The organism is Micromonospora sp. NPDC047134 (assembly GCF_040643455.1).
Taxonomy (GTDB): domain Bacteria; phylum Actinomycetota; class Actinomycetes; order Mycobacteriales; family Micromonosporaceae; genus Micromonospora.
Window position 1 is genome coordinate 1 of the sequence record NZ_JBEYUI010000025.1, and the last position, 13,928, is coordinate 13,928.

Sequence of the window (13,928 nt, forward strand, 5' to 3'; positions counted from 1 at the left end):
ACACCCACACCACACCGCCAGACCACCCTGCCCACACAACGGTCAAAACACGAGCACCGGGCGCCGACCCCACAGGGGTCGGCGCCCGGTAGGAAACAGGTCGATCAGGAGGAGTAGCCGCGGGTGGCGGCCCAGTTGGCCAGATCGATCGTGCTCAGCCAGTACGAGTAGTACGAGGGGTCGGCCGAGTCGGCGATCTTGACCATCCGGCCCTCGTCCTCGTAGCCGACCACGGCGACGTAGTGGCCACCCGGGAAGGAGTGCCAGCCCCCGGCGGTGTCCGTGACGCTGCCGGCGACGTTCACCACGACCCCCCGGCCGTCGGAGATGGCCGTGACGACATCGGCCTGAAGCTGATCCATCTGGGCCGGGGTGGCCGCGCCACCGGGAATCATCGTGGTCCGGTACGGGCTGCCCTTGACCATGGCGTTGAGGACCCGGGTGGTGTCCCGGGCCGAGTTGGTGCCCGCGTAGGTGGTGCCGAGCGCAGCGCCCAGGGTCTCCTGGTCCCGGTCGATGCCGGCGGCGCTGAGCGCGTTACGCACCGCTGCCGGACCGCAGTACCACCCGTTGATCTGGGCCTGGTAGTCGTACGACAGCACCTTCTTCGCCGGGGCCTTCGGCGCGGCCTCCTCGCCGGCCAGGTCCGGGTCCGCCGAGGCGGCCTCCGGCGAGGCGGCGGCGCTGGACGGCGCGCTGCCGGGCTCCGCGCTCGGCGCGGCACTGCTCGGGGCGGCACTACTGGGTGCGGCGCTGCTGGGGGCGGTGGCTACCCGGGCCAGGCCACGGGAGGCGGCCGGCTCCTCGCGCAACTCGGCCACCACGGTGGTGGTCTGCGTCTCGGCCGGGTCGTCGATCTGGGTGACCACGGCGCCGGCACCGGCGGCCAGGGCCAACGCCAGCGCCGAGGTGGCCACAAGCTGGTAGGGGCGTTCGGTGGCCAGCCGGCGCAGCTGACGCTTGAGGGTGTGCTTCACGAATCCTCCACGGGCTCAGGGGTGGTGTGGCACAGCGGCTCCGGCCATCCGGTGGACACCCGGAGGCGGAGTACGGGGCGGTGCCGTTTCACGGGATGCGCCCGGGGATCGGGCGACTGCGGTGGGCCTGGGTCAGCGCGCGGACAGCGGACCGGCGAGCGCAGGCACCACGGGGCCGTGGAGGCGCAGGAATATCGGGGGGCGCTGATTGTGCTGCACGAGGAAAGGAGCTCCTTCCGACACCGCCGACCGGGTTAGCTGACGGATTCGGGCGGGAAGATCGCCCTACCGCGGGCCGTGGCTCGCGGATTCACCCCAGTGGTGCAGTGGGTCCCCGGTTCGTGAGATCACGATTGAGCGGGTCGGCGCGGCGTCGCCACTTGCGAACGGTGACCGCACCGGACGGGCCGACATTACTGTGCGTTACAGCTCCTGCCAAGGCCGCCCTGAGCTGCCTAAACCTTCTCGCAGCCTAAATTTTTCGGGTACCGGGGAACTGTCGTCGCTCAATGGGACTCCGGGTCAGGAGGGCACCGCCGGTCGACAACAGGACCCGAGGTTGGCAAAGCCCCGGAAATTACGCCCGGCCTTCGATGTCTGCCCTCCGATGACCGATTCGGCGATGACTGTGACCGGGGTCACCGAATAAATGGGAAAAGAGCCCTCCAACTCAACCGGCCCGGGCCACCCGCCAGCGCGCCACGGCTCCCTGAGGGCCGAGGACGACCCGGGGTGAGGTCGGCAGCGGGTACGCCCGCATCCGCTGCGCTGCGGCGTACGCCTCGGTCGACAGCGCCCGAGCCGCGTCGACGGCCAGTTCCGCGGCCCGCCAGGCCTCGCGCTCCTGCTGCCGAGCCGTCTGATAAGCCGCCTGACGCCCGTCGCGTACCACCCGGGCCAGGAAGATCTCCTGCTCGGCGGGGTGACGTCGGGGATCCCAACCGGCCCGGTGCGCCAGGGCGTCGGTGAGCTGCCGGGCCGACAGGTCACCCCGCCAGTACGCCGTCATCGCGGCGTGGCGCAGCCAGCGTTCCCTGGCGGCGTACTCGGTGGGGGTGTGGGGCGTACCGGGGGTGGGCAGCGCGCCGGCGGCGGCCAGTCGTCGGGCGGCGGTCTCCGCCTCGTCGTACGCGGCCCAGGCCCGGTCGAGTTCCGTCTGGGCACGCTGCCACGCCTCCCGGCGGCGGGCGGCGTTCTGGGCGGCCCCCGCCGCGGCCACGGCCACCTCGCCGGCATAGCGCCGCAGGTCCACGGCGGCGGCATCCTCCTCGGAGGGGTCCGGGTCCCGGTCGGTCGAGGGGGCCGGTTCGGGTCGGGCCACCAGCGCGGTGAGCACACCCAACGCGAGCACCAGCAGCACCGACCAGATGGCGGCGGCTCGGGGCACGTCGATCAGGAACTGGTAGAGAAGGGTCTGCTCCATGTCGGCACCTCGGGGAAGCTGATGTGGCGGTCTCGGCGGCAGGACCGGATCAGGCCAGCGGGTGCACCCCGCGAACCCGTCCGCGAAAGGTCCTTGAACACTGCGACCCGTCCCGGACCTCCGGCCGGTACGGTCGGCGGCAGGGCCGACCCGGAGGCCCGGGCCGTCAAGGTCACTCCGGAGCCCCGGGCGATCTCCGGAGCACTACCGGCCCAGGCGGGCCAGGTCCGGGTGACCAGGGCGGTAAGGGCGCACGATCAGCGACGGGGTGGTGCGCGAGCGCAGCCCGGACCGAGGGTGACCACCGCTGGCGGCTGACCGTGGGCGGCCCTGATGATCGGGGCGGCTTCCGGCGGCAGCGGCAACGGCGACACCGGCGTCGTCGCGGGGCCCGCCTCCGGGCGGTCGTCGCCCCCGGGCCCCCACATCTCGACCGGCAGGGCGACAGCGGCGCACCCACCGGCGACCGAGGAGGCCGGGGCACCCTCGAAGGACCAGGTGGGGCCGGCCATGGTGGGCTGCCCGGCCGGACCGAGGTCCTCGATCGCCCCGGGGTGGGCGGGCATGGCCCAGACCCCGATGGTGAAGGCGGCGGCGACCGCGAACCCGGTCAGCAGTCGTACCACCCGGCGCGCAAACCACCACAGGGGACGGGTGGGAAGGACCGGGAGCACGGTGTCACGCTACCGCCGGCATCCGCAGCCCGCACCGCCGCCCGGCGTGTCGCCGCAAGGAACCTGATTCGGGTTGCCGGCCTGGTCGGCGGGCCAGGACCCTACCGTCCAGCATGGAGGTCGGCCGATGTCTCGGTGCCGGGCGCAGTCTCGGCACGGGGGCCGGGCACCGCACCGGGCGTGGCCCCCGAGGCGGGCTTGGTGCCAGAGGCGGGCGCAGGCTCGGTGTCGGGCGTGGGGTCGGTGGCGCTGGGGCGGGCCGTGCGGCGGGGAGGCGCCAGGCGGCGCATCATCGGCTGTTCGACGAAGCGGTGCACCAGGGCGGCGAGGCCCAGGGTCAGCAGCAGGAAGCCGATCACCGCGGCCGGGCCCCACCAGCCGGGCAGACCGGTTCCCCAGTCTCCGGTGACCCGGAGAATCGTCATGATCACGAAGACGTGCACCAGGTAGAAGGCGAAGGACACCTCCCCCAGCCAGACCATCGGGCGCGAGCGCAGGGGCGAGCGCAGGCCCCGCACATCGGCGTCCGCCGCGGCGGCGATGAGCACCACGTACGCCGACGACAGCAGCGCCGCCCAGAACTCGGCCGGAATCCACTGCGCGGCGACCACCCAGGTGACCACGAAGATGAGGCTCGCCAGGGGCAGGCCGGGACCCCGCCAGCGGCCCCGCAGCATGAGCTCGGCTGCGGCCACCCCCATCCAGAACTCCAGCGAGCGGACCAGCGGGAACACCTGGGTGAACCACCACCGACTCTGCTCCGGCACCAGGGTCTGCGCGGGCCACAGCGCCAGGATCAGCAGCGGTACGGCGATCACCACCGCCCACAGCAGCCAGGGGCGGGCCCGCCGCACCAGGGGCAGGGCCAGCGGCAGGCACAGATAGAAGAAGAGTTCGCAGGACAGTGACCAACTGACGTTGTTGACGCTGTAGAAGAAGCCGGGGCGGGGATCCCAGGCCTGGAGCAGGAACAGGTTCTCCAGGGCCGCGACCGGGTTGATCGGATCGGCGAACCAGAGGGCCGCCGCCATGGCCAGCACCCAGAGCAGTACGTGGTTCGGATAGATTTTGGCGAACCGACGTCGCCAGAACCCCCGTCGCGAGTCTCCCGGCCGGGCCGACCAGACCAGCACGAATCCGCTGAGGATGAAGAAGAACTGCACCCCGGACAGGCCCAGGGTGAAGATCTTGCCGACGACCGCCTGGTAGTCCGGCTCCGCGATGATCCGCATGGTGCCGGCGTGGAAGCCGAAGACCAGCAGCGCGGCCACCCACCGCAGCCCGGTCAGCGAGGGTAGTCGGCTAGCCTGGCCCCGGCCGGATGCGATGCCGGCCGCCACCGGTGCGCTGGTCATGCCGGCACCTGAGACGTCGACGGCCTCGGAGGCACGCGCCCCTCCTCCCAACGGGCCACCTGCCCGATCCGATCGGCTACCAGCGGCCACCCGTTCGGCGCCGCCCGTCGTGGCACCCTACCCAATCAGAGATCGACCCACTTCTGGGGACCGGGCGGCACCGCGATCACCAGGCAGGCAAGGGCACCGGCCGGTGCAGGAACACCCTTCTGACCTCCAGAACCGCGCACGATCGCCCATGCTAGAAACGTCCAGGGTTTTCGCCCCCGTCAGCACTTCGACGCGAAGGGCCAATCATGACCCAGTCCCCGACCGAACCGCGTTCCCGCTGGTCACCCTGGTCCCTGCACGGCGACGGCCGCACCGTACGCCCCGGGGACGTGGTGCACCCCGACGAACGGCTCTCCTGGCCCCGTACCCTGGGCATCGGGGTGCAGCATGTGGTGGCGATGTTCGGGGCCACCTTCACGGTGCCCCTGATCACCGGCTTCCCGCCGGCCACCACCCTCTTCTTCTCCGGGCTGGGCACCCTGCTCTTCCTGCTGATCACCGGCAACCGGCTGCCGTCGTACCTCGGCTCGTCGTTCGCCTTCATCGCCCCGGTGCTGGCGGCCAAGGCCGGCGGCGACATCGGCCCGGCCCTCGGCGGCATCGTCGTGGTCGGGGCGGCGATCGCCCTGGTCGGCATGGTGGTGCAGTTCGCCGGAGCGGGCTGGATCAACCGGCTGATGCCGCCGCTGGTCACCGGCGCCATCGTGATGCTGATCGGGTTGAACCTGGCCCCGGTGGCCTGGGACGGCGGCGGGAACGGCGGGGTCAAGGCCCAACCCCTGGTCGCGGTGGTCACCCTGGCCGCGATCCTGATCTTCACGGTGCTGTTCCGGGGCTTCCTGGGCCGGCTGTCCATCCTGCTCGGGGTGCTCGTCGGCTGGGTGCTCGCCGCGCTGACCGGCGGACTGGACCCGGCCACGGTCACCGGGCTACGGGAGGCCGCCTGGGTCGGGCTGCCGGAGTTCCACACGCCCAGCTTCAGCCTGCGCGCCGTGGTGCTCGTCATCCCGGTGGTCCTGGTGCTGATCGCGGAGAACGCCGGCCACGTCAAGGCCGTAGCCGCCACGACCGGCCGGAACATGGACCGGGACATGGGCAAGGCCTTCATGGGGGACGGCGTGGCCACCATGCTCGCCGGCTCCGGCGGCGGCTCCGGCACCACCACGTACGCCGAGAACATCGGGGTGATGGCGGCGACCCGGGTCTACTCGACCGCCGCGTACTGGGTCGCCGGGCTGGCCGCAGTGCTGCTCGGGCTCAGCCCGAAGGTCGGCGCGTTGATCCTCACCGTGCCGGCCGGGGTGCTCGGCGGCGCCACCACCGCCCTCTACGGGCTGATCGCCATCCTCGGTGCCCGGATCTGGCTGGACAACCGGGTCGACTTCCAGGACCCGATCAACCTGCTCACCGCCGCCGTCGCCGTGATCATCGGGGCCGCCGACTACACCCTCACCGTCGGCGACCTCTCCTTCCACGGCATCGCCCTGGGCTCCGCCGCCGCCCTGATCATCTACCACGGCATGCGCCTGATCGCCCGGCTGCGCAACACCACCCCGACCTCCCGCCAGGGCCCCGAACCGGAACTCTGAGCAGCTCCGCCGCCGCTCGGCTGGCCGGCGGCATCTAGGCCGGACCGTGTGTCGAAGTCCCCGGCCGGGACCGGGGACTTCGACATCTCCTTGATCAGAACTGCGAAAAGAACCGCCAGACCTCACCCTTGGTCCAGGTCCTGGCGCCGCTGTCGCCGCCACCGTCCACGGGACCGGGGGTGTGACCACCGTCGAACGCACCCCACTGCACCGGGCCGGACCGGCAACTCCGCCTACTGGCGATCGATCTGATGACCGATCACGGTGGGGCCGAGCATGACGGCGAAACCGGAGCCGTCCCGACGGGGATCGGCGGCCGGAAGTTCGACCGGTTCGCCATTGGCCGTCGAGCCCACCGGGCGAGGGCCGATCCAGCCGACGACCACGTCGGTCTCCCCCTTGAGGAAGCGCTGGGCGCGCACCCCGCCGGTCGCCCGCCCCTTCGCCGGGTACGCCGCGAACGGCGTCACCTTGACAGTGGCACCGGTGGAGGTCACCACCATCGGCTCACCGTGCTGCGGATCGTCCGTACGCACCGCACCGAAGTACACCACCTGCGACCCGGCCGACAGGGCGATGCCGGCCATGCCGCCACCCTTGAGCCCCTGCGGACGAACCGTGCCGGCGGGGAAACGCAACAGCGACGCCGCGCTGGTCAGGAAGGCGAGGGACTCCGTACCGTCGACCAGCCAGGTCGCCCCGACCACCTCGTCGCCGTCGCGCAGCCCGATCACCTCGAACTCGTCGGAACGGACCGGCCAGTCCGGGGCGCAGACCTTGACCACCCCCTGACGGGTACCCAACGCCAGACCCGGAGAGCCCTCGGCGGTGCCGCCCAGGGGCGCCAGACCCACCACGGTCTCCCCCGGCTCCAACGGCACCAACTCGGCCGCGGACATCCCGCCGCGCAGCGACACCGTGCCGGACTGCTCCGGCAGCACCGGCAGGGGCAGCACATCCACCTTGAAGGCCCTACCCGAACTGGTCACCAGCAGCACCCGACCCCGGGCGGTGGAGTGCACCATGGCGCGTACCGCGTCGTGCTTGACCCGGCCGTGCCGGCGCCGCCCCTCGGCGGCCTCCTCCGACTCGGCCGCGGTACGGGCCACCAGCCCGGTGGCCGACAGGATCACCTGGCAGGGGTCGTCGGCCACCTCCAGCGGCCCGGCCGGGGCGGAGGCGGCGAGCACCTCCTTGAGATCACCGTCGACGAGGGTGGTACGACGCGGGGCGGCGAACTGCTTGACCACTGCGGCCAACTCGTCGGAGACGACCTTCTTCAGCACCTTCTCGTCGTCCAGGATGGTGGACAGCTCGGCGATCTCGGCGCGCAGCTTCTCCTGCTCGGCCTCCAACTCCAGCCGGTCGTACTTGGTCAGCCGACGCAGCGGGGTGTCCAGGATGTAGCCGGCCTGGATCTCGGAGAGCTTGAACCGGCGCATCAGGCCGTCCTTGGCGTCCTGGGCGTCCTCGCTGGCCCGGATCAGCTTGACCACCTTGTCGATGTCGAGCAGGGCGATCAGCAGACCGTCGACCAGGTGCAGCCGCTCCTCGCGCTTACGCCTGCGGTACGCGCTGCGCCGGGTCACCACCTCGTACCGGTGCGCCAGGAACACCTCCAGCAGCGCCTTCAACCCCAGAGTGCGCGGCTGCCCGTCGACCAGCACCAGATTGTTCACCCCGAAGGACTGCTCCAGGGGGGTTAGGCGGTACAGGTCGGCCAGCAAGGCCTGGGGGTTGACCCCCACCTTGCACTCGATGACCAGGCGGGTGCCGTTCTCCCGGTCGGTGAGGTCCTTGACGTCGGCGATCCCGGTCAGCCGCTTGGTCTTGGTGACCTCGTTGGTGATGGCCGCGATGACCTTCTCCGCACCCACCCCGTACGGCAACTCGACCACCGTGATGGCCTGCCGACCCCGGCTGCCCTCCAACGGGCCGATCTCCACCTTGCCGCGCATCCGCACCACGCCCCGGCCGGTCTCGTACGCCCGGCGCACCTCGTCCAGGCCGAGCAGCAGCCCACCGGTGGGCAGGTCCGGACCGGGCACGAACTCCATCAGCTTGTCCAGGGTGGCGTCGGGGTGCCGGATCAGCCAGCGGGCCGCCGAGACGACCTCCCCCAGGTTGTGCGGGATCATGTTGGTGGCCATCCCGACCGCGATCCCGGAGGTGCCGTTGACCAGCAGGTTCGGGAAGGCGGCCGGCAGCACGGTGGGCTGGGTCAGCGACCCGTCGTAGTTGGGTTCGACGTCGACGGTCTCCTCACCCAGCTCGCCGACGAGCAGCATGGCCTCCCGCGACATCCGGGCTTCGGTGTAACGCGCGGCGGCCGGTCCATCGTCAGGACTGCCAAAATTTCCATGTCCGTCGATGAGCGGGACGTTGAGCGAGAAGTCCTGGGCCATCCGGACCATGGCGTCGTAGATCGCGGTGTCGCCGTGCGGGTGGTAGCGCCCCATCACGTCACCGACCACCCGGGCCGACTTGACGTGCGCCCGGTCGGGCCGGAAACCCGACTCGTACATGGCGTACAGGATGCGCCGGTGCACCGGCTTGAGGCCGTCGCGGGCGTCCGGCAGGGCCCGGGAGTGGATGACCGAGAAGGCGTACTCCAGGTAGGAGTCGGACACCTCGGTGACCAGCGGGTTGTCGAAGACCCGCGCGCCGGCCCGGTCGAACGCGGAGTGGTCGACCTTCGTTTCCTTGCGGCGTGCCATGGTTCAGCTTTCCTTCCGAAGAACCCGTTGGTCAGGCGTCGATGGCGTCGCGGTCGACCCGGTCGGCGGAGTCGATCAGCCAGTTGCGGCGCGGCTCGACCTTCTCCCCCATCAGCAGTTCGAGGATCCGCTCGGCGGCGTCGACATCCTCCAGGGTGATCCGGCGCACCGACCGGGTGGCCGGGTTCATCGTGGTGTCCCACAACTCGTCGGCGTCCATCTCACCGAGACCCTTGAACCGGGGAATGGGGGTGACGATCTGCTTGCCGGCCTTCTCCAGCTTGCGGACGGTCGCCTCCATCTCCGCCTGGGTGTAGGTGAAGATGGTCTCCGGGTTACGCCCCTTGGTGGTGATCTTGTGCAGCGGCGGCATCGCGGCGTAGAGCCGACCCGCCTCGATCAACGGCCGCATGTACCGGGCGAACAGGGTGATCAGCAGGGTCCGGATGTGGGCGCCGTCGACGTCCGCGTCGGCCATGATGAGCACCCGGCCGTACCGCATCGAGGACAGATCGAAGGTACGCCCGGAGCCCGCCCCGAGCACCTGCACGATGGCGGCGCACTCGGCATTGTCCAGCACCTGCTGGAGGTTGGCCTTCTGCACGTTGAGGATCTTGCCGCGGATCGGCAGAAGCGCCTGATATTCGGCGGTACGGGCGACCCGAGCGCTGTTGTGCACGAAGACGCCCGCCTCCAACGCGAAGTTGTGGTAACCCTCGACCGTCAGGTCATACACGTCCGCCGTCTCATCGAGCGGTTCGACGGACACCACCTGGTGATTGACCAGAGCAGCAGCCTCACGAAGGCGGGCATAGTCACCGTCGTAGAGCTTGAGGAGCCGGTCGAAGCGCAGCCCGGTACGGGCCGAACGCAGGCGCTCAGCCTCGTACGCCGCCGCGAGGTCACCGTCTTCCAAGGCGAGCATCGGCGCGAGTCGGCGCAGCGCGGCAAGCCGGCGCCCGTCCTGCTGGCGACCTACCCGTTCGCCACGCGGCACGGTCGCCACGTACCGGGCTCGTCCAGCCTGCACCTTGGCGAGGTGGTCGTTGTTCGGATCGGTCAGCCGCTGCTTCATCCGGCGCGAGTGATGCTCGCCGAACTCCGGATTGTCCGCGTGCCAAGCCAAAACCGCGTTGCGCTGCCGGGTCCTTTCCGCAGGGTCCGAGAACTGCTCGATCGTCTTCTGCGACCGCCAGGCACGCAGTTCGGAGTCCTGCCACTGCCGCACGGACCGCTCCCGCCATTGCTCACGCCGGGCCGGGTCGGCGAAGTACCGCCTGACCCGCTCCGCAGCCGTCGCCCGGTGCTCCGGATCCGACCAGTAACCAGCCTGCCGCTGGCGCATCCGGTCTGCGTAGGCACGCCGTTGGTCGTCACTGAGCGCGGCGTACCAATCCTGGAATCCCTGCTCGAACTTTGCCCGGAAGGCGGGTGACTCGTTGAGCGCGAAGAGCCGTGCCAGGCATGCTTCACGGAAATCAGGGTCCCGCCACTGAGCCGTCAGCATCGCCGACTTGAACTCACGACCACCGTTCGCGAACCACTCACGCCACCCGGCGTGGACATGTTCGCCCATCATCGAGGCGTGCAGCGCCGAGTGGTCGGCCCAGGTCATGCGCTGAATGTTGCGCGGGTCGTTGTTGCGCTTGTCGATGTCGATATGGTGACGCACGTTGCCGTTGGCCGCGCTGTCCCGGCCGTGCCTGAGATTCCAGGCGTCGGCGAGGTAGTGGGTATAGACCCACTCATCCCTGTCATTCATCCAGACCCGCTCGTATCCCTGTAGCTTCTGCCCAGCGGCCTTGCTGGACAGGCTGCGGTAGAGCGGCATGAGGGAATCGCCGGGCGTGAGGGCGTCGGCACGGCGGTAGGAGCCGTCGCGTAGGCGGAAAAGGTGATCCGGGGTGCATCTGACCGACTCGCCGTTGTCGAGGGTCACCCGCACCAGCGGCGCGGCCCGCTTAGTCAGGCGCGGTTCGACCAGTGGCGCGACGACCACCCGACCCGCCTTGTTGGTGGTGTAGCCGAAGTGGGTGACCCCCCGCTGCCAGTCCTCGGCAAGATCCGCGAACGAGCGGCTGATGCCTGAGGCCAGCGCAACCATGGTGTCGCCGGTAAAGCAACCGAGCGCGCTGTCTCCCTCGACGATGAACAGCTCGCTGCGGTCCACGCCGGTCGCGCGGCAGTCGACCAGTTTGGCCGGCATGGCCGCGCCTTCCAGGGCGGTCTTGCGGCGGGCGGCGTCCTTCTGCTGCTTCTGGGTCAGGCGTACCCGGGCGGCGTCGACGATCTTCTGCAGGACGGTGCGCGCCTCGGTCTTGGTCTTGCGGTCCTCCAGCCAGGACTTCAGGTGCTGCTCGACCAGCCCCTGCACCACCTTGGTGACCCCGGCGGTGGAGAGCTCGTCCTTGGTCTGGGAGGTGAACTGCGGCTCGGGCACCCGTACGTGCACCACCGCGGTCATGCCCTCCAGCACGTCGTCCAGGGTGGGGGCGTCCTCCTTGGCCTTGAGCAGGCCACGGGTGTTGCGTACGGCGTCGGCGAGGGTACGCGCCAGGGCCCGTTCGAAGCCCTTGCGGTGGGTGCCGCCGTGCGCGTTGCGGATGGTGTTGGTGAAGCACTCGACCGTGCGCTCGTAGCCGGTGCCCCAGCGGAAGGCCACCTCGATCTCGGCGCGTCGCTGCACGTTGGACTGCATCACGCCGTTGGCGTCGGCGGCGTTCTCCCGGTAGGTGCCCTCGCCGGTGACCAGCAGGGTGCCGGAGACCGGCCGGTCTCCGGCCGGGGCGAGGAAGTCCACCATGTCGGTGAGCCCGTTGGGATAGTGGAACTGCTCCTCGGTCGGCTCCTGGGCGGTGCGGTCGCGCAGGGTGTAGCTGACCCCGGGGACCAGGAAGGCGGTGTGCCGCAGCTTGGCGCGTACCGCGTCGTGGTCGAGGGTGGCGCCGGTCTCGAAGTAGCGGGGGTCGTACCAGTAGCGGATCGAGGTGCCGGTGCGCTGGCCGCGCTTCATCGCCCCGGCGACCTGGAGGCCGGGGCCGGGGGTGAAGGGCGCCTCCGGGCCGTCGCCCTCGAAGATGCCGGGCACCCCGTGCCGGAACGACATGGTGTGCACCTTGCCGCCGCGCCGGACGGTGACGTCGAAGCGGCGGGACAGGGCGTTGACCGCCGAGGCGCCTACCCCGTGCAGACCCCCGGAGGTCTTGTAGCCGGAGCCGCCGAACTTGCCGCCGGCGTGCAGCCGGGTGAGCACCAGCTCCACCCCGGAGATGCCGGAGCGGGCGTGCACGTCCGTGGGGATGCCCCGCCCGTCGTCGTCCACCTGCACCGAACCGTCGGGGTGCAGGGTGACCTCGATCTTCGTGGCGTGGCCGGCGACGCCTTCGTCGGTGGAGTTGTCCAGGATCTCGTTGACGAGGTGACCCACGCCACGACTGTCGGTGGAGCCGATGTACATGCCGGGCCGCTTGCGAACGGCGTCCAGCCCCTCAAGATGGGTGAGGTCATCGGCCCCGTACAGGGTCTCAGGCTCTGCGGTCAACTCCGTCGTACTCCCCGGTCTCGGCGATGTGCTGCCCCACACCGTCGGTGGTCGGCCCAGCGTGGGACGGCCGCAGCGAGCGTAGCCGTACGCCCCGACACCTGACGCGGACACCCGTGCGGCACGCCGCACACGGCCTCTGCTGGTGGCACCTGCCGCGGTCAACGCCCCGTCGCCCGGCCTTATGCCCGGGCCGGATGCGGCACGGGCGGAGTTAACTCCCCCCTGACCCACATGTCACATGCGTTTCCCGTTGTTGACGCACGTCACACCTGCGTGATTCCATCACGAGAAGAGGATCTTTCATATTTCCATGAATGGATGGGAAACCATGCCCAGGTTGCGTCGTACCGCCGCCGCGATGGCCCTGGCCGTCGTCGCGGCAACCCTCTCCACGACTCTCACCGGCGCCGCCCCTGCGGCCGCGGCGGCACCCACCGCCGCGGTCGCCCTCGGCGACAGCTTCATCAGCGGCGAAGGCGCCGGGGGGTACCAGCCGGTGGTCGACTCGACCGGGGTCGCCCGCGGCTTCCCGGGCTGGACCGCGCCGAACAGCAACGCCTTCTTCTGCCACCGGTCCGGAAATGCCTCGCTGCACCAGGCGTCACTGCCCGGCATCCAGGACCGGTTCAATCTGGCCTGCTCCGGAGGCCAGCCGCGCGACATCGCCGCCGCCTCGTCGGCGCGGACCGGCGGTCGACAGGTGGCCGCCCAGCTCGACCAGCTCCGCACGGTCGCCCGGACCCACGACATCGACCTGGTCCTGATCGGTCTGGGCTCCAACAACAGCTCGTTCACCTTCGGCGGGGTGGCGGAGAAGTGCGCCAACCGGTTCATCGCCGACGCCTGGACCGGCTGGTGGGAGTTCTGGGCGTACCTGGGCGGCCCGGTGGAGCAGAAGCCCTGCACGGACGCGGACCTGGCCACCGCCGCGCAGATCAGCGCCGCGACCGCCGAGACCACCGCGGCGGTACGCCAGATCCTGACCACCTTGCGCGAGGTGGACGCCGACGGTCAGCACCGGGTGGTGTTGCAGGACTACACGAACCCGCTGCCGCTGGACCTGGCCTCGCCGTACCACTCCGAGGACAGCCGGGACGACACCCGGGACAAGTTCCGCGCCCTCGGAGCGGAGCGGTACGCCGCCGGCTGCCCGATCCACCGGGCCAGCCTGGCCCCCGGCCACCGGTTCTCCCAGGGTCTCGGCACCATCGTCCGCTCCACCCGGGACACCCTGGCCGCCGAGTTCCCCAGCACCGACCTGGTCTATCTGAACGTCCAGCGGGCCTTCGACGGCGCCCGGCTCTGCGAGACCTCGAACAGCCCGACCGGCACGCTGGCCACCCCGATCCGGCTGATGGACAACCCGCCCAACGGCACCTTCGTCACCAGCCTCTCCGGCAAGGACAAGATCGCCATCCAGCGGATCGCGAACACCTGCGCTACCTACTTCCAGACCTGCCAGGAGTCGTGGCACCCGAACGCCGCCGGGCATCAGGTGCTCGGCCAGTGCCTGGCCGGGGCGGCCACCACCACGGCCCGCTCGGTGGCCTGCGTACGCGCCTCGAACGGCACGATCAGCGTGTCATGACTCGCCGGTA

At 70.6% G+C, this 13,928-nt stretch carries 7 protein-coding genes, 4 pseudogenes and 1 riboswitch; of the genes and pseudogenes, 2 read left to right on the plus strand and 9 right to left on the minus strand.

Features of this window, described 5'->3' with window-relative positions:
* Positions 1–104: 104 nt before the first annotated feature.
* From ABZ795_RS24215 to ABZ795_RS24230, 4 genes are all read right to left on the minus strand, one after another.
* Positions 105–977 (minus strand): C39 family peptidase, encoded by an 873-nt coding sequence (locus ABZ795_RS24215; RefSeq protein ID WP_357531982.1) that lies wholly within the window; start codon positions 975–977, stop codon positions 105–107.
* 228 nt (positions 978–1,205) lie between these two features.
* Positions 1,206–1,347, minus strand: a riboswitch (cyclic di-AMP (ydaO/yuaA leader).
* 300 nt (positions 1,348–1,647) lie between these two features.
* Positions 1,648–2,400 carry a hypothetical protein gene (locus tag ABZ795_RS24220; protein WP_357531983.1) on the minus strand — a complete coding sequence of 251 codons (753 nt, stop codon included), beginning with the start codon at positions 2,398–2,400 and terminating at the stop codon, positions 1,648–1,650.
* Positions 2,401–2,657: 257 nt separating this feature from the next.
* Positions 2,658–3,074: a hypothetical protein gene (locus ABZ795_RS24225; protein WP_357531984.1), complete on the minus strand. Its 417-nt coding sequence runs from the start codon at positions 3,072–3,074 to the stop codon at positions 2,658–2,660.
* Positions 3,075–3,175: 101 nt separating this feature from the next.
* The gene (locus ABZ795_RS24230) at positions 3,176–4,429 is read right to left on the minus strand and encodes an acyltransferase family protein (protein WP_357531985.1); all 1,254 of its coding nucleotides are present in this window, start codon (positions 4,427–4,429) and stop codon (positions 3,176–3,178) included.
* Positions 4,430–4,725: 296 nt separating this feature from the next.
* Between ABZ795_RS24230 and ABZ795_RS24235 the strand changes: the two genes are divergently transcribed.
* Positions 4,726–6,069, plus strand: a complete 1,344-nt coding sequence (locus ABZ795_RS24235) for a solute carrier family 23 protein (RefSeq protein WP_357531986.1) — start codon at positions 4,726–4,728, stop codon at positions 6,067–6,069.
* A 94-nt stretch (positions 6,070–6,163) separates the two neighbouring features.
* Here ABZ795_RS24235 and ABZ795_RS24240 read toward each other — a convergent pair.
* From ABZ795_RS24240 to ABZ795_RS24260, 5 genes and pseudogenes are all read right to left on the minus strand, one after another.
* A pseudogene (locus ABZ795_RS24240) lies at positions 6,164–6,295 on the minus strand (poly(3-hydroxybutyrate) depolymerase); the annotation flags it as partial.
* A gap of 7 nt (positions 6,296–6,302) precedes the next feature.
* Entirely contained in the window at positions 6,303–8,786 is a 2,484-nt protein-coding gene (locus ABZ795_RS24245; RefSeq protein WP_357531987.1) for a DNA topoisomerase IV subunit A, read from the minus strand.
* 31 nt (positions 8,787–8,817) lie between these two features.
* A pseudogene (locus tag ABZ795_RS24250) lies at positions 8,818–9,456 on the minus strand (toprim domain-containing protein); the annotation flags it as partial.
* A 6-nt stretch (positions 9,457–9,462) separates the two neighbouring features.
* Positions 9,463–10,935: pseudogene (locus ABZ795_RS24255) on the minus strand (DNA topoisomerase); the annotation flags it as partial.
* Positions 10,909–12,479, minus strand: a pseudogene (locus ABZ795_RS24260) (ATP-binding protein); the annotation flags it as partial. The pseudogenes ABZ795_RS24255 and ABZ795_RS24260, both read right to left, overlap by 27 nt.
* A gap of 179 nt (positions 12,480–12,658) precedes the next feature.
* Here ABZ795_RS24260 and ABZ795_RS24265 point away from each other — a divergent pair.
* Positions 12,659–13,918: a hypothetical protein gene (locus ABZ795_RS24265; RefSeq protein ID WP_357532036.1), complete on the plus strand. Its 1,260-nt coding sequence runs from the start codon at positions 12,659–12,661 to the stop codon at positions 13,916–13,918.
* The last annotated feature ends 10 nt before the right edge of the window (positions 13,919–13,928 follow it).